Annotated in this window: 16 protein-coding genes, 1 tRNA gene and 1 rRNA gene; 7 read left to right on the forward strand and 11 right to left on the reverse strand. The window is 71.0% G+C overall.

What is annotated here, in order from left to right:
- The first annotated feature begins 171 nt into the window (after nucleotides 1–171).
- On the forward strand, nucleotides 172–4056 hold the full coding sequence (locus tag DVK06_RS16010) for a glycoside hydrolase family 97 catalytic domain-containing protein (RefSeq protein ID WP_121601036.1): 3885 nt from the start codon (nucleotides 172–174) through the stop codon (nucleotides 4054–4056).
- Between the two features lie 36 nt (nucleotides 4057–4092).
- Here the strand turns inward: DVK06_RS16010 and DVK06_RS16015 are convergent, their stop codons facing one another.
- From DVK06_RS16015 to DVK06_RS16025, 3 genes are all read right to left on the reverse strand, one after another.
- Entirely contained in the window at nucleotides 4093–4428 is a 336-nt protein-coding gene (locus tag DVK06_RS16015) for a NifU family protein (RefSeq protein ID WP_053770229.1), read from the reverse strand.
- Nucleotides 4429–4564: 136 nt separating this feature from the next.
- Entirely contained in the window at nucleotides 4565–4903 is a 339-nt protein-coding gene (locus DVK06_RS16020; protein WP_121601027.1) for a hypothetical protein, read from the reverse strand.
- 84 nt (nucleotides 4904–4987) lie between these two features.
- The gene (locus tag DVK06_RS16025) at nucleotides 4988–5602 is read right to left on the reverse strand and encodes a 2Fe-2S iron-sulfur cluster-binding protein (protein ID WP_121601028.1); all 615 of its coding nucleotides are present in this window, start codon (nucleotides 5600–5602) and stop codon (nucleotides 4988–4990) included.
- A 146-nt stretch (nucleotides 5603–5748) separates the two neighbouring features.
- Here DVK06_RS16025 and DVK06_RS16030 point away from each other — a divergent pair, with 146 nt between their 5' ends.
- Nucleotides 5749–6231: an RNA-binding protein gene (locus DVK06_RS16030; protein WP_053770232.1), complete on the forward strand. Its 483-nt coding sequence runs from the start codon at nucleotides 5749–5751 to the stop codon at nucleotides 6229–6231.
- Nucleotides 6232–6259: 28 nt separating this feature from the next.
- On the opposite strand, the gene DVK06_RS16035 is transcribed toward DVK06_RS16030, so the two are convergent.
- Nucleotides 6260–6478, reverse strand: a complete 219-nt coding sequence (locus DVK06_RS16035; protein ID WP_121601029.1) for a YgaP-like transmembrane domain — start codon at nucleotides 6476–6478, stop codon at nucleotides 6260–6262.
- A gap of 108 nt (nucleotides 6479–6586) precedes the next feature.
- On the opposite strand from DVK06_RS16035, the gene DVK06_RS16040 reads away from it, so the two are divergent.
- The gene (locus tag DVK06_RS16040) at nucleotides 6587–7423 is read left to right on the forward strand and encodes an endonuclease/exonuclease/phosphatase family protein (RefSeq protein ID WP_121601030.1); all 837 of its coding nucleotides are present in this window, start codon (nucleotides 6587–6589) and stop codon (nucleotides 7421–7423) included.
- A 10-nt stretch (nucleotides 7424–7433) separates the two neighbouring features.
- Here the strand turns inward: DVK06_RS16040 and DVK06_RS16045 are convergent, their stop codons facing one another.
- A complete protein-coding gene (locus tag DVK06_RS16045) occupies nucleotides 7434–8174 on the reverse strand; it encodes a DUF1028 domain-containing protein (RefSeq protein WP_053770235.1) in 741 nt (246 codons plus the stop codon).
- Nucleotides 8175–8637: 463 nt separating this feature from the next.
- Between DVK06_RS16045 and DVK06_RS16050 the strand changes: the two genes are divergently transcribed.
- From DVK06_RS16050 to DVK06_RS16065, 4 genes are read left to right on the forward strand one after another with little or no spacing between them, the layout of a single operon-like run.
- On the forward strand, nucleotides 8638–10713 hold the full coding sequence (locus DVK06_RS16050) for a PrkA family serine protein kinase (protein WP_121601031.1): 2076 nt from the start codon (nucleotides 8638–8640) through the stop codon (nucleotides 10711–10713).
- Nucleotides 10714–10715: 2 nt separating this feature from the next.
- The gene (locus tag DVK06_RS16055; protein WP_121601032.1) at nucleotides 10716–13121 is read left to right on the forward strand and encodes a kinase anchor protein; all 2406 of its coding nucleotides are present in this window, start codon (nucleotides 10716–10718) and stop codon (nucleotides 13119–13121) included.
- Nucleotides 13112–14500: a DUF444 family protein gene (locus DVK06_RS16060; RefSeq protein WP_053770238.1), complete on the forward strand. Its 1389-nt coding sequence runs from the start codon at nucleotides 13112–13114 to the stop codon at nucleotides 14498–14500. The genes DVK06_RS16055 and DVK06_RS16060 overlap by 10 nt, the downstream gene beginning before the upstream one ends.
- A complete protein-coding gene (locus DVK06_RS16065; protein WP_121601033.1) occupies nucleotides 14497–16542 on the forward strand; it encodes a SpoVR family protein in 2046 nt (681 codons plus the stop codon). Before DVK06_RS16060 ends, DVK06_RS16065 begins: the two co-directional genes overlap by 4 nt.
- Before the next feature lie 114 nt (nucleotides 16543–16656).
- Here DVK06_RS16065 and DVK06_RS16070 read toward each other — a convergent pair whose 3' ends face one another.
- From DVK06_RS16070 to rrf, 6 genes are all read right to left on the reverse strand, one after another.
- Nucleotides 16657–17337, reverse strand: coding sequence for an alpha/beta hydrolase (locus DVK06_RS16070; protein ID WP_121601034.1), 681 nt, complete (start codon nucleotides 17335–17337; stop codon nucleotides 16657–16659).
- A 1-nt stretch (nucleotide 17338) separates the two neighbouring features.
- Complete coding sequence (locus DVK06_RS16075) at nucleotides 17339–17953, reverse strand: VOC family protein (RefSeq protein ID WP_121601035.1); 615 nt, start codon at nucleotides 17951–17953, stop codon at nucleotides 17339–17341.
- A 146-nt stretch (nucleotides 17954–18099) separates the two neighbouring features.
- On the reverse strand, nucleotides 18100–18306 hold the full coding sequence (locus DVK06_RS16080; protein ID WP_053770242.1) for a hypothetical protein: 207 nt from the start codon (nucleotides 18304–18306) through the stop codon (nucleotides 18100–18102).
- Between the two features lie 90 nt (nucleotides 18307–18396).
- Nucleotides 18397–19221, reverse strand: a complete 825-nt coding sequence (locus DVK06_RS16085) for a hypothetical protein (protein WP_121601037.1) — start codon at nucleotides 19219–19221, stop codon at nucleotides 18397–18399.
- Between the two features lie 94 nt (nucleotides 19222–19315).
- A tRNA-Cys gene (locus tag DVK06_RS16090) sits at nucleotides 19316–19391 on the reverse strand.
- Nucleotides 19392–19521: 130 nt separating this feature from the next.
- A 5S ribosomal RNA gene (gene rrf, locus DVK06_RS16095) occupies nucleotides 19522–19643 on the reverse strand.
- Nucleotides 19644–19752: the final 109 nt, after the last annotated feature.

The following is a 19752-nucleotide window of genomic DNA, read 5'->3' on the forward strand; positions in this document are numbered from 1 at the left end:
CGGACGGCACGGCGATCGACGGGGGCGTCGGCTCGGTCGTTTCGAAATCCAATCACTTCGATTGGTTACAATAGCATTATTATTCATCGTATACACGGTGTTGACGGAATGCGTGAGAAACGATCACAGCAAACGTCGAGCGGGACGACGCGCCGCGGCTTCCTCGGGAGCGTGGGGGCGCTTGTGGCGGCGGCCGCCTACTCGCGGGACGTGTCGGCCGACGACGCCGCGCCGGTGGCCAACGACGCCGACGACCCGGTTCAGACGATCGAATCGCCGGACGGGTCGATCGCGGTGACGGTCGACGTCTCGGACGGCGTCCCGACCTACGAGGTCGCGCGGAACGGAACGACCTACGTCGGCCCGTCGCGGCTCGGGTTCGACTTCCGGAACCAGTCGGCGTTCGGCGCGAGCGCCGGGGGGGCGGACGGGCCGGTCGCGGTCACCGGGACGATCCGGGCGGTCTCGACCGAGGAGTGGGAGCCGGTGTGGGGCGCCTACGACGAGGTCGAGGCCGAGTACAACGCCCTCAGCGTCGGGCTCGCGGACGCGGCCGCCGACGGCTCCCCCGCCGAGGACGGCCGCACCGCCACCCTCCAAGTCCGCGTGTTCGACGACGGGATCGGGTTCCGGACGGTGCTGCGCGAGGAGTTCGCGAGCAACTCGGAGAAGGCGGTGATCGACGCGGAGAACACCGGAGTCGACTTCGCGGACGACTACGACGCCTGGTGGATCGCGAACGCGGTGACGAACCCCCGGTTCGAGCAGGAGTACGCCGAGACGCCGCTGTCTGAGATCCCGGGCGGGGTCGAGAACCGGCGACCGAACGGCACGCCGATGCGAGAGGGCGCGCACACCCCGCTCACGGTGGACGCGGGCGACGCGTACCTCAGCGTCCACGAGGCGAACCTCGACGACTACGCGGCCGCGACGCTCGCGCCCCGGAGCGACGGCGGCGGGACGGCGTTCGCGACCGAGCTCACCCCGCTGCCCGACGGGTCGCGGGCCTCGCTCGATCTGCCGGCGGCGACGCCGTGGCGGACGATCCAAGTCGTCGACCGGCCGGGCGAGCTGATCGAGTCGCAGCTCGTCCCGCTGCTCGCGGACTCGCTCGACGAGTCGGCGCTGCCGACCGCGGGGAACGGCCCCGACACCGACTGGATCGAGCCCCGCAAGTACGTCGGCATCTGGTGGACGATGATCGCGGGGCAGGCGAACTGGGAGTACAAGACGGACGACGAGGTCGCGAACGACGGCGGGAACCCGGCCGCGTACGTCCACGGCGCGCGCACCGAGCGGATGAAGCGGTACATGCGCTTCGCCAGCGAGAACGGCATCGACAGCGTGCTCGTCGAGGGGTGGAACCAGGGCTGGGACACCTACCCCGGCGACGGCACCGGGTTCGGCTTCGGCGTCGACGACTCCTATCCCGACTTCGACGTGCCGGAGGTGACCGGCTACGGCGCGGACCTCCCCGACCCGGTCGAGATGACGATTCACAACGAGACGGCGGGCAACGTCCCGCAGTATGAATCGGCCGTCCTCGACGAGGACGTGTTCGCGGGCTACGAGGCCGAGGGGATCAACTCGATCAAGAACGGGTACGTCTCCGACCCCGGGCTCGGCATCGACGGGGACGGCGCCGACCCGACCCACAACCAGCACAACCAGCTCGCGGTGAACCACCACCGGCTCGTGATCCGCGAGGCGGCCGCGAACCGCCAGCTGTTAGAGATCCACGAGGGGATCAAGCCGACCGGCGAGATCCGCACCTACCCGAACGTGGCGAACCGCGAGGTCGTGAAGGCCCAGGAGTACGACGGGTTCGGCCAGCTCGGCTCGAACGTCGGCCGCGACCACCACGTCACGCTCCCGTTCACGCGGAACCTCGCCGGCCCGGTGAGCTACCAGCCGGGCATCTTCGACATCACGTTCGGCGACGACCGCGGCGACCAGATCCAGACGACGCGGGCGAAGCAGCTCGCGATGTACCCGACGTACCTCAGCGGGCTCCAGATGGCCGCCGACCGGATCGAGGGGTACGTCGACGAGACGTTCGGGGTCGGGGAGGCGCTCCAGGCCGCCGCCGGCGACCTCGACGGCCTCGTCACCGACGACTCCTGGCGGGACGCGTTCGGCACCAACTTCGTCGCCGTCGACCCCAACCGCGCGCCCAGCGGGTCGTCGGTGTCGTTCGCGGTCGAGGACGTGCCGAGCGCCGGGACGTACGAACTCCACCTGCGCTACGCGAGCGACGCCGAGGAGAACGCGGGCCGCGTGATCGACGCCGGCACGCCGCGCGCGACGCTGCGCGTCAACGACGCGCGGGAGACCATCGAGCCCGACTTCACCGACTACTGGGACGACTGGCAGGTGTTCACGACCGAGGTCGAGCTCGACGCGGGCGACAACGAGGTCGCGATCGAGCTCGACTACGAGAGCGGCGACGACGGCTTCAGCGGCGACGTGGGGGGGTTCAACCTCAACGCCGTCGCCGTCACCGAGTCCGGCGAGCCGTCGCCGGTCCCGGCCGAGTACGAGGGGTACGTCCCCGAGAACGAGAACTTCGAGGCCGAGCCCGAGTTCGGCTTCATCGAGTCCGTCCCGGCCGCCGGCTGGGACGAGACGCGCGTCGTCGGCTCCGCGATCGGCGACTACCTCGCGATCGCCCGGCGGCGCGGCGACGAGTGGTACGTCGGCGCCATGACCGACGGCGACGGCCGCGCGGTCGACGTGCCGCTCGACTTCCTCGCGCCGGGGAACTCCGGCGACGCCCCCGGCAACGCCGGCGACGCGCCGGGCCGCGGCAAGGGGAAGGGCAAGCGCAACGGCAAGGGGAAAGGCAAGGGCCGCGGCAAGGAGAATGGCAAGCGAAACGGAAACGGCCGCGGGAAGGGCCGGAACGGCCCGAAGTACGTCGCGGAGATCTACTCCGACGCGGTCGGGACCGGCGTCGATCGCGACCCGACCGAGGTCCGCATCGACGAGGCGGTCGTCACGCCCGACGCGACCCTGCTCGCGTCGCTCGCGCCGAGCGGCGGGACGGCGGTGAAGCTGCGCCCGGCGCGGGGCCGCGAGGTCAAGCGGCTCCCCGAGTACGAGCGGCCGGAGCAGACGTTTTCGGTGTCGATCGCCGACGAGGCCGACCTCGGCGAATCGTTCGTCACCGCGACGGGGTCGAACGACGCCGCCTTCGTGGGCGGAACGACCGTCGAGGTCACCGTCGACGGGGATGTCGCCGCGCTCGACAACGTCCGACTGCCTCCGAATTCGACTGACGCGACGGTGGACCTCGGATTCAGCATATCTCGGATCGGGACGTTCGACGTCGCCGTCCGGGAGGCCGACGGCGGCACCGAGTTGGCGTCGGAGACCGTCACGGTCGCGCCCGGCGACCTCGTCGCCGAGTTCACCGACCCGCAGGGCGACGACGACGGCCCCGGCGAGTACGTCTACCCGACCGACGGCGCGTTCCAGGACGGCGCGTTCGACCTGCGCTCGTTCCGGGTCCTGGAGACCGACGAGGAGTACCGGTTCGCCTTCGAGGTGGAGAACCTGTACGACACGTTCGGCGGGACGTTCTCGCCGCATTACTTCGTCGTGTACCTGCGCGATCCGTCGGCCGAGGGCGGACGGACGACGGAGCTCGGGGGGCTCGGGATCACCGCCGAGTTCGCCGAGCCGTGGCAGTACCGGGTCGACGCGAGCGGCTTCAGCGCCGGGATCGTCGACGCGGAAGGGAACGGGCTCGGCTCGCCGACCACGTTCGCCAGCTTCGGCGCGAACGTGGCGATCGTCTCGATTCCGAAGGCGGCCATCGGCGGAGTAGACATCTCCGACTGGGAAGTCCTCCCGGTCGTCGGCTCGGAGGACTTCGGTTCGTTCCGCGACGTCCAGGAGGACGCCGGCGGGTTCGTCTTCGGCGGCGCGAAGCAGGGCGCGGCGGGCAACGCGCCCCGCGTGATCGACATGATCACGCCGGAGGGCGTCTCGCGGTCCGACGCGCTCGCCTACGACGCCGACACGCTCGCGTCGCTGCCGTTCACGCCGCTGTAGGGAAGAAGAGAGAGGCGACGGGAGCGCCCGTCGCGTTCAGAAGTGGTTCGCGGACTCGGTCTCGTGTTTGAGTTCGCCGCCGCGGCCGCCCTCGACGGTGGACGCGCCGTTGTCGCCGGAGGAGGCGGTCCGGACGGTCACGTCGTCGACCTCCTCGAAGTCCATGATGAGGTCGCGACGGATGTTGTCGGCGGTGATGTTCGAGATGCCGCACCCGGAGCAGGTGCCGCCGAGCTCGACGACGACCTCGCCGGTCTCGGGGTCCGCCTCGCGCACGACGCTCGTGCCGCCGTGCATCTGGATGATCGGCATCTGTCCGACCATCCACTGCTCTACCCGGTCCGCGAGGCTCTCGTCGCTCTCGTCGCTCATTACCCCTCGTACATCGCCGACGGTATGGAAAGTTGCGGTTTAGGAGCCGGCGGCCGCGCCGAAAGGAACTGTGTCATCGTCGATGAGACGGAACGGGGCCGAGAGGGACCGCGACGGGGCGCGTCCGCGTCGCCCGCTATCGCTCCGGGTCGTCGCCCGGGTCCGCCGACTCCCCGGACTGGCTGGGGAGTTGGGTGGGGTCGGCGGCGGCGTCGCCGTTCATCGAGTCGTCGCGTTCGAGCAGGTAGAGGAGCGGGCCGAGCACGGTCAACACGAGGACGCCGGGGAGCGGGGCGTCGGGCACGAGGACGAACGTGACGAGGCTCGCGCCGCCGGTGAGGACGACGAGCGCGGCCCAGGTCGCCGGCGAGCCGAGGTCGACGCCGACGCGGGCGGCGTCGCGGTAGACGGCCGCGGCGATCAGCGCGACGGCGACGGCCCCGCCGCCGCCGACGAGCGCCGTGGTGACGGTCATGCTATCGGTTGGAGCGAGACGCGAAAAAGGGTGTCGCGAGCGGACGCGGTGAGAGGAGACGGAAGAGAGAGTGCGAGCGCGGTGCTACGGCGCCTCGCCCGTCTCGATGCTGAAGGAGTCGCGGGGGTAGGCGACGCAGGTGAGCGTGTAGCCGTCGTCGATCTCGGCCGCTTCGAGCATCTGCTGGTTGTCGTGCTCGACGAAGTCCTCGGAGGGGCCGTCGGCGATCCGGCCGGCACAGGAGACGCACTGCCCCTGCCGGCAGGCGTACGGGAGGTCCCACCCCTCGTCTTCGCCCTGGTCGAGAATGGGCTTGTCGTTGGAGAGTTCGACCGTCTCCCCCTGCTTGACGAACTCGACCTCGAAGTACTCCACCTCGTCTTCGGGGATGTCGCCGGGGCCGGAGCTGACGGTGCCGCCCTCTTCGAGCTCGCCCTCCTCGCCCTCGGCGCCGCCGGCCGGGATGGCTCCGCCGCCGCCACCGCCGCCGACGGCGCGGTTACCCGGCTCCGGGAACTCCGTCTCGGGGACCGCGGACGCGCGGTGTTCGAGGACTTCTTCCGAGATGTCGGTCGTGGGTTCCCACCCCGTCCCCTTCACCGAGGTGACGAGGACCACGAGCAGCGTCGCGACCGCCGCGAGCACGATCGCTGGGGGGTTCACGATCGCCACGAGCACGATCGCCAGTGGGTTGAGCATACGAAGGGATATGGAGAGGTGGTTTAAGGCCGTTTTGATCGGTCCAACGAGTCGAGACCGGCCTCAGGGGCGACAGCGCGAAGCGATCGCCGACCGCCACGGCGGGGAGCGGTCCATTTATCGGCCGAGCGGTCGACGGGACGCGCATGGAAGTGAAATCCCGGCACCACCTCCGAAGCGACGAGATCACGGCGATCCGCGAGGCGGTCGCCGACCACCTCGGGGTCGACATCGAGGGGGACACCTTCGAGTTCGTGGAGTTCGTCGACGCCGGCTACGAACTCGTCTTGGTGGACGGCGACCCCGCCGTCTTCTACGTCGACGACGACGAGCCGTTCCTCACCGTTCGGGGCGCGAACGACTTCGACCCGGAGACCGGCGTCGTCACCGTCGACGCCGGCGCGATCTCCTTCGTCTCCGACGGCGCCGACGTGATGCGCCCGGGCATCGTCGAGGCCGACGAGACGATCCGGGAGGGAGACCTGGTCGTGATCGCCGAGGAGACCCACGGGAAGGTGCTGGCCGTAGGCCGCGCGCTGGCCGACGGCGACGACATGGTCGGCGACAGCGGGAAGGTGGTCCGGTCGATCCACCACGTCGGCGACGACCTCTACGAGTTCTCGGTCTGACCGGCCCGCCCCGCGGGCGGTCGGAGCGTCAGTCGACCGGACAGCGGTCGATCCCGAGCGCCCGGTACAGCAGACACCGGCGGGTGGCGCCTTCGACGACCAAGACGACGCCGATCACCCCGAGGCCGACCGCGGAGAAGACCGGGACGCTGACCGCCCCGACGGCGACGGCGACCGCGAGGACCGCGACGGCGACCCCCGCGACGACCCGGACGAGGGCGTCGATCCGACCGACGTTGCGTTCCATACCCGTCCACCGGGCCTCGGCGGCCATAAATGCCCTGTGCTGGTGGGGGCGCCCGCCGGGCGGGACGCTCCCCGCCTTTTAATCGCCCCGCCCGCGAGACCCGAGGTAATGACCGCGATCCGGGTGTTAAGCTACAACGTCCGCTACGCCAACCGGGGCGACCACCACGACGCCTGGCACGACCGCCGGGACGCGGTGGGGCGGCTCGTTCGGTTTCACCGGCCCGACGTCGCCGCCTTCCAGGAGCCGCTGCCCGAGCAGCGGCGCGACCTGCGCGAGCGGCTCCCGGAGTACGAGTTCGTTGGCCGCGGGCGCGAGGCGGACGGCGAGGGTGAGGGGTGCCCCGTCGCGGTGCGGGGCGACGGCTGGGAGGTCGTCGACGACGGGACGTTCTGGCTCTCCGAGACCCCCGACGAGCCGTCGACCGGGTGGGGCGCCTCGCACCCGCGGATCGCGACGTGGGCCCGGGTGCGCGCCGTCGGCGGAGACGCGGCGCTCCGCGTCGTCAACACGCACTTCGACCACGTGAGCGCCCGCGCGCGGCGCGAGTCCGCGCGCCTGCTCCGCGAGCGGCTGCCGACGATAGCGACGGCGGACGAGGACGGCGCCGACGCGAGGGCGCCGCTCGTCCTCGTCGGCGACCTCAACTGCACGCCGGGCTCCGACCCGCACGGGATCCTCCTCGGCGACGAGTCCGGCGTTGAAGACGGCGCTCCGTCGGGCGACGCCCCCGCGCTCCGGGACGCCGCGGCCGAGGCGGACCTCCGACACGGGCCGGAGACGAGCCTCACCGACTTCGCGCGCCTCATCGACGGCCGTCGGATCGACCACGCGCTCGTCTCGCCCGCGGTGTCGGTCGAGGCGTTCGCGACGCTCGCGGACCGGGACGACCGCGGCCGGTACCCCTCCGACCACCTGCCGATCCTCGCGCGGCTGTCGGTGTAGCGAGGGCCCGCTACTCGTCGGCCGCGTCGTCGGCCGCGCCCCCGTCGTCGTCGCTCTCGTCGTCCGCCGCTTCCTCCTCGGCGTACTTCTCTAAGATGGTCTCGTAGCCGCGCTTGGCGGTCTCGTACGTCTCGCGGAGGTCCGCGACCGGCGTCTCGCTCGCGTCGACCCGGAGGTCGTTGTAGTAGGGGTCGTCGGCCTCCTCCTCGGTGTTCCGCACGAGCAGCGCCGCGGACTGGACCTCGAGGTCCTCGCGCTTGTCGCCGCCGGCGGCGTGGCCCGCCGCGAGGGCGTCGATCAGGCGCTCGGCGAGCGGCGCGTCGCCGTGCGCGTCGGACTCGTAGGCGGCCGCGGTGTCCGCGATCACGTCCTCGCCCGTCAGGAGGTTGCCCGCGACGGTGTAGTTCTCGCCCTCGCGGTGGCCGTACCAGTCGTTACACTCGTCGCCGGAGAACGCGAACGTCCCGTCGGCGTCGACGCCGTGGAGCTGGCGCTGGGCGCTCCCCTCGTCGGCGTTCAGGAGCGCCTGGAGGGCGTCGTCGACGGCGAGCCCGTCCCCGAGGTACTCGACCCCCTTCCGCCCCAGTTCGACGTTGACGAGCGACTGGGTCGCCACCGCGCCGTCGGACGACGCGAAGGGGCACAGCGTGCCGACGCCCGGCAGCCGGGTGGTCACCGCCACGCCGAACCGGATCTGGTCGTCGCCGCCCTCGTCGGTGTACCGCTCGCGAGCGCAGATGCTGAACGTCACACCGGGTCTGCGGCGGCGACTCGCAAAAGGGTGCCCTCCGGGGCCGATGGTTCCGGTTCTCGGCCGGCGCGCGCGAGCGGCGACCGCGGCCGCGACGCGCCCCGCCGCGTCCGGACCGCGCGCGAGGGCTTCGCGGGGGATCGCGACGCGCCCCCGCCGTCGATCTCACGAGCCGCTGATAAGACCGACTGACGGACCGTCGGCGAACCGGCCGGATCCGACGAGGGCGAGGGCCCCGAACGGATCGCGGCGGGTGTCAACTGGCGACATACTTATCCGTGCCAATCCCTCCCACATATATAGCCTCGGATACGGGCGAGGCGTCCACCGGCACCGACGCGCACTCCGACGACGCGCCGCTCGCGGCTCGACGAGTTGCCGACACGCGCACGGAGAGCCGCTGCTCCGGCCGTCGCGTCGCACGCCGGCGACACCGCCTCGCGGTCCGAGCGAACGTGATACGATGGCAGACCGACACACGCTCGAACGGCTCAGCGAGGAGTACCGGACGGAGGTCCCCGACGACCTCAGAGCGGCGCGCTCGTTCGACTGGTACCTCGACGCGCTGTACGACGACCCCGAGATCGCACGGAACGCACACCAGCGCGTCGCGGACATGTTCGACCACTACGGGACGCACTACGACGAGGAACACGGCGTCGTCGAGTACGCGCTCGCCGCCGAGGACCCGCTCCACGACGGCGAGAACGTCTTCTACGGCCGCGAGGTCCACGAGGCGATCCACGAGTTCGTCAACAAGGTGAAGTCCGGCGCCCGCGGGCTCGGCCCCGAGAAGCGGATCAAGCTCCTCTTGGGCCCGGTCGGCTCCGGCAAGTCGCACTTCGACTGGCTGGTGCGCCGCTACTTCGAGGCGTACACCCGCGAGGACGCCGGCCGGATGTACACCTTCCGCTGGGTCGACCTCTGTTCGGTGATCGACGACCAGGACCCGGACGACGACGTGGTCCGCTCGCCGATGAGCCAGGACCCGCTCGTCCTCCTCCCGAAGCCGCAGCGCCAGGCGGTGATCGACGACCTCAACGAGCGGCTCGACGCGCCCTACACGCTGCGGAACGAGCAGCACCCCGACCCGGCCTCGGAGTTCTACCTGAACGAGCTGCTCGCCCACTACGACGACGACCTCCAGCGCGTCCTCGACGAGCACGTCGAGGTCGTCCGGCTCGTCGCCGACGAGAACCGCCGGCAGTCCATCGAGACGTTCGAGCCGAAGGACAAGAAGAACCAGGACGAGACCGAGCTCACCGGCGACGTCAACTACGCGAAGCTCGCCGTCTACGGCGAGTCCGACCCGCGCGCGTTCGACTACGCCGGCGCGTTCTGTAACGCGAACCGCGGGCTCTTCTCCGGCGAGGAGCTGTTGAAGCTCCAGCGGGAGTTCCTCTACGACTTCCTCCACGCCTCGCAGGAGTCGACGATCAAGCCGAAGAACAACCCGCGGATCGACATCGACCAAGTGATCGTCGGTCGGACGAACATGCCGGAGTACCGCGAGAAGACCGGCGACGAGAAGATGGAGGCGTTCAACGACCGCACCAAGCGGATCGACTACCCGTACGTGTTAGAGTACGAGAGCGAGGCGAAGATCTACGAGAAGATGCTCGCCAACGCCGACGTGCCCAACGTCAACGTCGAGCCGCACGCCTTGGAGATGGCTGGGCTCTTCGGCGTGCTCACCCGCTTAGAGGAGCCGACCGACGAGACGGTGACCCTCGTCGAGAAGGCGAAGGCGTACAACGGCGAACTGGAAGACGAGGAGATCGACCGGCGGAAGCTCCGCGAGGACGCCGCCGAGTCCGCCGACATCGGCGAGGGGATGGACGGCATCTCCGCGCGGTTCGTCGGCGACGAGATCGCCGAGGCGATCATGGACGCCACCCACCGCGACCGCAGCCACCTGTCGCCGCTGTCCGTCTTCGACCACTTCGAGGCGAACCTCGGCGGCCACGGGTCGATCGCGGCCGAGGACCTCGACCGCTACGAGCGCCTGCTCGACCTGGTCCGCGAGGAGTACCGCGAGCGCGCCATCGAGGACGTGCGCCACGCGCTGGCGTACGACGTCGACGAGCTCCGCCGGCAGGGCGAGAAGTACATGGACCACGTGATGGCGTACATCGACGACGACACCGTCGACGACGAGCTGACGGGCCGGGAGACGGAGCCGGACGAGACGTTCCTGCGCGCCGTCGAAGAGCAGCTCGATGTCCCCTCCGACCGGAAGGACGACTTCCGGCAGGAGGTGTCGAACTGGGTGTCCCGACGCGCCCGCGAGGGCCGCGGGTTCGACCCGCAGGAGAACGACCGGCTCCGCCGGGCCCTCGAACGGAAGCTGTGGGAGGACAAGAAGCACAACATCAACTTCTCGGCGCTGGTGTCCGCGACCGACCTCGACGACGAGGACCGGAGCGCGTGGGTCGACGCCTTGGTCGACCGGGGCTACTCCGAGGACGGCGCCGCGGAGGTGCTGGAGTACGCGGGCGCGGCGGTCGCGCGCTCGGAGATGGCGGACGACGGGGACTGAAAATGAGCGACCGCACCAGATCCGGCGGCGAGCGGTTCCGGAGCGCGGCCGACGAGGCCCTCCGGGGAGCGTACGACCCGCCGATGGACCTCGCGTCCTACGTCGACCGCGTGTTGGAGCACCCGACCGCGGCCGCGTCCGGTGCGGGGTACGTCCTCGCGGCCGTCGAGTCGTACGGGATCCGCGAGGTCCGCGAGCGCGGCGAGACGCTCGACCGGTACCGGTTCTTCGACGACCCGGCGAACGACGGCGAACACGCCGTCCTCGGCAACACCCGCGCGCTCAACGGGTTCGTCGACGACCTGCGCGCGGCCGCGACCGGGCGGGGCAACGACGAGACGATAGTCTGGATCGACGGCCCCACCGCGACGGGGAAGTCGGAGTTCAAGCGGTGCCTGGTCAACGGGCTCCGCGCGTTCTCGAAGACGGACGCCGGCCGGCGGTACACCGTCGAGTGGAACGTCTCGGGCGCCGGCGGGGTCGGCGGCGGCGGCGCCGCGTCGCTCTCGTACGGCGACGGCGGCGACGCCGGGGAGTGGTACCGCAGCCCGGTCCAGTCGCACCCGCTGTCGGTGTTCCCCGAGACGGTCCGGGAGTCGATCGCCGACGCGGTCGACGACGACGCCTACCCCGTCGCGGCCGACGTGGAGCTCGACCCGTTCAGCCGCGAGGCGTACGACCACCTGGAGTCGGCCTACCGCGAGCGCGGGCGCCGCGACCTCTTCTCGGCGATCACCGACCGCGACCACCTCCGCGTGACCAGTTACGTGGTCGACGTGGGGCGCGGGATCGGCGTCCTCCACGCCGAGGACGACGGGACGGCGAAAGAGCGGCTCGTCGGTTCGTGGATGGGCGGCATGCTCCGCGAGCTCGACTCCCGCGGGCGGAAGAACCCGCAGGCGTTCAGCTACGACGGCGTCCTCTCGCAGGGGAACGGCGTCGCCACCGTCGTCGAGGACGCGAGCCAGCACGCCGACCTGCTCCGGCGGCTGCTCAACGTCCCCGACGAGCGGCGCGTGAAGCTCGACAAGGGGATCGGGATGGACTTGGACACCCAGCTCGTCGTCATCTCGAACCCCGACCTCGACGCGGAGCTGGACCGCCACGCCGAACGCGGCGACGCCGACCCGCTGAAGGCGCTGAAGCGCCGGCTCTCGAAACACGAGTTCCGGTACCTCACGAACCGCCGGCTGGAGGCGCGGCTGCTCCGCCGCGAGATCGCCGGGGCGACCGCGGTCGAGGAGGCGACCGGCGGCGCCGCCGACCCGTCCGGCGTCGGCCGCGGGGGCGCTCCCGACGAGGGGGCCCGGGACCCGGGGGCGGCGCCGCTGTCGATCGAGGTCCGGGAGGCCGACGGGAGGGCGGTCGAGCGCGAGGTCGCGCCGCACGCGATCGGGGCCGCGGCGCTGTACGCGGTCGTCACGCGCCTCGACGGCGACGACCTCCCCGGCGACCTCGACCTGATCGAGACCGCGACGCTGTACGAGACCGGCGAGGTCCGGCGCGGCGACGACGCGGTGACCGTCGACGACGTCGACCTCGCCGCGGGCGACGGCCGGAACGGGATCCCGGTCACCTACGCCCGCGACGCGGTCGCCGACCTGCTCGCGACGACCGCCGACCGGAGCCACCCCGACCTGCCGGTCGAGCGCGTCGTCACCCCGACGGACGTGCTCGACGCGATGGCGGACGGGCTCGCCGACGCCCCCGTCTTCTCGCGGGCCGAGGCCGCGGAGTTCGAGGGGCGCCGCGGGCCGGTCGCGGCGCGGATCCGCGAGCGGCAGCGCGAGGACGTGATCGACGCGATGCTCGCCGAGGAGACCGTCCCGACCGAGACCGTCGCGGAGTACGTCGAGCACGTGTACGCGTGGGACGAGGCGGACCCGACGGCGCGCGACCGCGAGGACGCGGCGCCGGACCCCCTCGCGATGAAGGTGTTCGAGACGGAGACGCTCGGGCGGTTCGACGAGGACGATTACCGCGGGACCGAGCCCGGCCGCGACGTCGAGCGCTTCCGGCGCGAGCGGGTGATCCGCGGGCTCACGCGGTACGCGTGGCGCAACCGCGGCGAGGAGTTCAGCGTCGACGAGGTCGACCTCGGGGAGGTCCCCGAGCTGAAGGCGGTGATCGACGCAAACGACCTCGCGGACGTGAAGCGGCGGTTCCCGGACCTCGACCCCGCAGCGTGGCCCGACCCGCCCGCCGACACCGAGACCGAGCGGGTGAAGGCCGAGACGATCGACCGCCTGTGCGAGCGCGGGTACAGCCGCGCGTCCGCGGAGCTGACGAGCCGCGCCGTGATGGCGGACGTGCGCGACGAGTGGCCCGACGTCGACGGCGGGGACGCCGACGGCGAGGAACCGGACGGCGGCGCCGGCTCCAACGGAGGTGGCGACCCGTGGGACTGACGGAGGACCGCGAGCGGTTCCGCGAGGTCGGCGAGACGCGCCGGGAGGACCTCGCGGAGTTCATCGGCCACGGCGACCTCGGCGGCTCCGACGCCGACCGGATCCGGATCCCGATCAAGGTGGTCGACCTCCCGTCGTTCGAGTACGACCAGCGCTCCGCCGGCGGGGTCGGGCAGGGCGGCGACGGCCAGCCGCAGCCCGGCCAGCCGGTCGACCCCGAGCCGGGCGACGGCGACGAGGAGGGCGACCCGGGCGAGGAGGGCGGCGACCACGAGTACTACGAGATGGACCCCGAGGAGTTCGCCCGCGAGCTCGACGAGGCGCTCGGGCTCGACCTCGAACCGAAGGGGAAGCGGGTGGTCGAGGAGGTGGAGGGCGACTTCACCGACACCGCGCGCTCCGGGCCGCGCGGCACCCTCGACGTCGACGAGTTCTTCAAGCGCGGGCTGAAGCGGCACCTCGCGACCGACTTCGACGGCGACTACGTCCGCGAGGGACTGTTCGTCGACGGCGCCGACGTGGACGACGTGTTCGCGTGGGCGCGCGGCGAGGGGATCCCCGTCTCCCGGGCGTGGATCGCCGACGCGGCCGCGACGCTCGCCGAGGAGCGGGGCGAGCCGGTCGCGGCGCTCGACCGCTGGGAGAGCTTCGACGCGCTCGACGAGGCGGTCGACCGCGAGCCGGTCACCCAGCGGATCCGGCGCGAGGGGCTCGACAGCGTCCCGTTCCGCCGAGAGGACGAGCGGTTCCGTCACCCGGAGGTGATCGAGAAGCGCGAGCGCAACGTCGTCGTGATCAACGTCCGCGACGCGTCCGGCTCGATGCGCGAGACGAAACGCGAGCTCGTCGAGCGGGTGTTCACCCCGATGGACTGGTACCTGACCGGGAAGTACGACGCCGCGGAGTTCCGCTACGTCGTCCACGACGCGGAGGCCTGGGAGGTCGACCGCGAGGAGTTCTTCGGGATCCAGTCCGGCGGCGGCACCCGCATCTCCAGCGCGTACGACCTGGTCGAGGAGCTCCTCGAAGAGTACCCGTACAGCGAGTGGAACCGGTACGTGTTCGCCGCGGGCGACTCGGAGAACGCCGGCAGCGACACGACGGAGAACGTGATCCCGGCGATGGAGTCGATCGACGCCAACCTCCAGGCGTACGTCGAGACCCAGCCCGGCGACGGCGCCGCGAACGCCCGCCACGCCGACGAGGTCGAGGCCGCGTTCGCCGACGCCGACGACGTGGCCGTCGCGCGCGTCTCGGAGCCGGACGACGTGACGGACGCCATCTACGAGATCCTCAGCACCGAGTCGTCGAGCGACGGCGGCGCGGGCCGCGGCGGGCCCGCCGCCCGCGGGCGGACCGACGGGGGTGACCGGCGATGAGGGACGACCGCGTCGAGGCGAAACGCGAGGCCGCGGCCCTCGACGAGCCCGCCCGGGAGGCCCGCGAGCTGGCGGAGCGGCTCGGCTTGAAGCCGTACCCGGTTCGGTACTGGATCGTCGACCACGATCAGATGAACGAGCTGATCGCTTACGGCGGGTTCCAGCGGCGCTACCCGCACTGGCGGTGGGGGATGAACTACGAGCGCCAGCGGAAGAAGGACCGCCACGGCTTGGGGAAGGCGTTCGAGATCGTCAACAACGACGACCCGGCGCACGCCTTCCTCCAGGAGTCGAACTCGGCGGCCGACCAGAAGGCCGTCATCACCCACGTCGAGGCGCACGCCGACTTCTTCGCGAACAACGAGTGGTTCGGGCTCTACGCCGACCGCGGCGACGACGGCCCGAACGCGGCGGCGCGGCTGGAGCGCAACGCGGACCGGATCGCGGCGATCGCGAGGCGGACGGACGTCGACCGCGACGAGGTCGAGCGGCTGATCGACGCCGTGAGCGCCCTGGAAGACACGATCGACCAGCACAGCCCGGTCGACGCCGCCCGCTCCGTGGCGGACCCGGGGATCGCCGCGGACGTGAGCGACGGCGACGAGGACCCGCTCGCGGCGATCGAGGCGCGGATCGACGACCTCGACCTCTCCGAGGAGGTGCGGCGCGACGTGTTCGACGACGAGTGGCTCGAAGCGCGCGGGGAGGGAGTCGAGCCGGAGGCGCCGCGCCCGGACGTGCTCGCGTTCCTGCGCGACCACGGCAAGCGGTACGACCCCGAGAGCGGGAAGGCGGTCGACCGGGAGCCGTGGGAGACGACCGTCATCGACGCGATCCGCGAGGAGGCGTACTACTTCGCCGGACAGAAGCAGACGAAGGTGATGAACGAGGGGTGGGCGACGTACTGGGAGTCGCTGATGATGGGCGGCGAGGGGTTCGCCGGGCCCGACGAGTTCCTGACGTACGCCGACCACATGGCCCGCGTGCTCGGCTCGCCCGGCCTCAACCCCTACAAGCTCGGGTTCGAGCTGTGGACGCACGTCGAGCTGCGGGCCGCGCGTCGCGAGGTGCTCGACAAGCTGCTCCGCGTCAAGGGCGTGACGCCGGAGAACTTCCACTCCCGGATCGACCTCGACGAGGTCGCCGACCTGCTCGAACCCCACCCGGCGATCGCGGGCGCCGGCCCGGCGACGCTTGACGAACTCGCCGACATGGCCGCAGACGGCGACCCGCGGGTCGACGCCGAGGCGGTCGACCGGGCGCTCTCCGCCGGAGACGGGCCCGAGGGGATCGACGTCGAGCGGTACCCGTGGAAGCTGCTCACGCGCGAGGGGCTCGCGGAGCGCCACTACGTCCTCTCGCGGCCGGAACACCGGGGTGCGCTCCGCAACGTCTCCCGGGAGGCGCTCGAAGAGCAGGCCCGGTACCTGTTCGACGTCGACCGGTACGAGACGGTGGCCGCCGCGATCGACGACGTCGACCGCGGGGCTGGCTGGGAGCGCATGTTCGAGGTGCGCGAGAGCCACAACGACGTGACGTTCATCGACGCGTTCCTCACCGACGAGTTCGTCCGCGAGGGGAACTACTTCACCTACGAGTACAGCCGGGCCGCCGGGGAGCACCGCGTCGCCAGCGTCGACGCCGACGACGTGCGCAAGAAGCTGCTCCTCCGGTTCACCAACTTCGGGAAGCCGACGATCGTCGTGCTGGACGGGAACTTCCGGAACCGGGGCGAACTGCTCTTGGGGCACCGGTACAACGGCGTCGCGCTCGACGAGGAGCGCGCGAGGGCGACGCTGAAGCGCGTCTTCGAGCTGTGGGGGCGCCCGGTGAACCTCGCGACGATCCGCGTCGAGTACGACGACGGCGAGGTCCGACGCGCCAAGCGGCGCGGCGAGGAGCCCGAGGGCACCGAGGTCGGCGTCCGCTTCCAGTACGACGGCGGCGAGGTGACCGAACACGACCTCGACGACGCGATCGAGGCGCGGATCGCCGCCGACGAGGCGGACTACGACACGAAGCCCGACGACTGGCTGGCGTGAGCGGGAGAGCCGCCGCGAGCCCCCGCGGATCGGGACCTGTCGGCGGGCCGTTCGCGGCGGCGCTGCCGGCGCTGCGGCCGTCGGTCGCGACGTTTCGTGACGAACGGGGGCGAGCTACGCCAGCGACGCGACCAGCTCCGACACCGCCGCGACCTCGTCGTCGTTGATCCCGTGGCCCATCCCCTCGTAGATCCGCTCGTCGACGTCGGCGCCGAGCGCCTCCAGCACGTCGGTCGTCTCGTGGACCCGCTCCTCGGGGATGTGCGGGTCGACGTCGCTACACCCGACGAACGTCGGGGTGCCGGCGAGGGGGTCGTCGCCCGCCGCGAGGTAGCCGTCGACCGCGACCGTCTCGCCGATCAGCCCGCCGCTGAAGACGGCGAGCCCGCCGTAGCGGGTCGGGTTGCGGGCGACGAACTCGCTCGCGAGGCAGGCGCCCTGCGAGAAGCCGCCGACGAGGACGCGGTCGCGGGCGATCCCGGCGTCGACCGCGCGGTCGGCCGCGGCGCCGACCGCTCGCAGCCCGGAGCTCCGCCCGGGCTCGTTGTCGGCGACCGGCGCGAGGAAGGAGTTCGGGTACCAGGTGTTGCCGGCGGCCGCGGGCGCGAGAATCGCCACCTCTCGGTCCCCCGCCAGCCGCTCGCCCAAGTCGACGACGCTGCGGGCGGTCGCGCCGCGGCCGTGGACGAGCACGAGCGCCGCGGCCGCGTCGTCGAGCGACGCGCCGGCCGTGACCAGCGGCTCGTCGCCGTGCGGGTCGTCGCCCGCGTGCGGACCCGGGTCGCGCCCGGTCATCTCAGACCCCCATGCCGGCGTCGGCGTCCGGTAGGTCGTGCTTGTTCACCGGGAGGCCGAGCTCTTCCAGGGCCCCCTCTATGTGACGGTCCTGCGCGAAGTCGGCGTCGTCCTCCTCGCGGAGGCGCTGCGCGGTCGCCAGCACCTCGCCCTTCCGGTCGGCCGGGATCTCGTACTTGTCGGCCGACAGCTCGACGACGAGCCCGTTGTTGTCCTGCGTGTAAATCGAGTGGAAGATGCCGCGGTCGAACACGTTGTACCCCTTGCCCGCCTCCTCGAGCGCCGCCATGATGTCCTCGTACTCGTCGGGTTCGACGCTGAAACACAGGTGGTGGACGGCGCCCGTGCTGACGCGCTGGCCGCGCGCGGACGCGCGCTCGTCGCTCACGAACACCGTGAGGATCCGCCCGTCGCCGGTGTCGAAGAACAGGTGCGTCTGCGAGGGGTCGTCGAGGTTCGGCTGCCGCAACACGAGTGGCATCCCGAGCAGGTCGCGGTAGAAGGCGAGGGTGTCCTCCTGGTTGCTCCCCCAGACCGTGATGTGGTCGGTGCCGCTGGTGTGGAACGGTGCGTCCGGGAGTTCCGACGTGACGGCCGCCGGGTTCTCGTCGCTCATACCGATCGGAAGGCGGCCGAGCCGTATAAAAACGAACGGGACGGGACGGTGACCGGCTGACACCAGTGTTATCCGTCGACCGCCGCGGCGTCAGTCGGCGGACGCACACCCGGCGGGGCGGGACCGTCGACCGCGGCGGCCCGCCGTCACCGCCGCCAGACGGGCGGCGCGACGCCGAGCGCCCGGACCGCGACGGGATACGCGACGGCGATGACGAAGACGATCACCAGCGACGCCGCGAGCCCGACCTCGCCGGCGAGGCGCTCGACGCCAGCCAGCGCGACGAACATGACGATGAACATCACCGCCCAGTGGGGCGCGAGCTGTCGTACCTTCTCCGCTGTCGAAGTCATAGGCCCCGTAGCGGTCCCGCCGAGTAGTGGTTGTCGGTGAAAATGCGGTCGGTAGAACGCGGCCGAAGAAAATCGCCCGTTCGGCGTCGATCAGTACCGCGACGGGATGAAGGCCATCCCGGCGAGCATGATCGACGAGAGCACGGAGAGAACGAGGACGCGCGTGAGACCGCTGTTGTACTGGTTGAACCGTTCTATCTCGGTGACCTGCGCCTGGTACGACTCGACGTCGGTCGTCATCCGAAGCGTCGAGGCGTCGGGGAAGTGCGCGGCGTAGTCGGTGTCGCCGATGGTCACCGTCGACTCCTGGGCGATCTCGACCGTCTCCGTCTCGGTGGTCTCCCACACGAGGACGGCGCCGCCGGCCGTCACCTCGTCGACCGTAACCGTCTGTCCGTCGTATTCGAGCGTGTCGCCCGACGCGTGCGTCCGCTCCTCGGGCGCGGGGAAGTACTCGTCGGCGGGCACGAGCGTCCGCTCGCCGCTCTCGTCGGTCACCGCGACGTACTCGCCGTCGTCGAGCGTGACCGTCTCGTTTTCGGCGTCGTCGTCGGCCTCAAGGATCGCCTGTCGGTCGAGCACCTCGACGAGCGTGAACTCTGTGGCGTTCTCTCCGGCGATCTCGACGCGCCACTCGCGGTCGTCGACCGAAACCGTCGACCCGTTCGCCCAGGTTTCGGAGGTCTGCGTCGTGAACTCGCGTTCGAGCGTCCCCGAGATGACCATCTGTCCCGCGTCGTTCTCGCTTTCCGAGATGTCGGCCACCACGTACGACTGGCCGCCGACCTCGATCGACTCGTTTTGCGAGGCGTCAATCTCCGGGTTCTCGAAGGCGATTTCGGGACTCTCAGCCGTCGCAGTCAGCGCGCCCGCCACGCCCGCGACACCGAGGAAGAGCGCGACGAACACGGCCACAGCGCGTCGTTGCATAGTTGACGCATGGGTCACCCGGTGTTTAACGGTTACTAAGCGGGGCAGTTTGCGGGCACGACGGAGGCGAAGAAACGGAAGCCAAGGGCCGGATTTGAACCGGCGTTGGGCGGCTCTGCAGGCCGCTGCGTCTGACCGGACTCTGCCACCTTGGCGCCGTCCGAACGTACCGCTGTCGAGCGTTTAAGTTTAGCGGTCGGCCACGGGCCTGCGGCTCGTTAGATATGAAGACAGCCCACGGACGCGCTGTCCGTGGGCTGTGGTGGGAATGTTCCCGTATGAGTGGGCAGGCGGCGACTCGTGGTTCCCAGAGGATCGCTCACTCCAGTACTTCACGATACGCTGGTGGGCTTAACTTCCGTGTTCGGAATGGGTACGGGTGTTTCCCCACCGCTCTGGCCGCCTTCATGCCGACTCTCGGAGTCGAACCGAGACGCTCTATGAGCGACGCCTGTGTCGGTCGTGGTTCGAAACAACCGTGTATACGTGCGATCCAGATACCGCCTGAACTCATGC

Source organism: Halorubrum sp. Atlit-28R, assembly GCF_003665955.1.
Taxonomy (GTDB): domain Archaea; phylum Halobacteriota; class Halobacteria; order Halobacteriales; family Haloferacaceae; genus Halorubrum; species Halorubrum tropicale.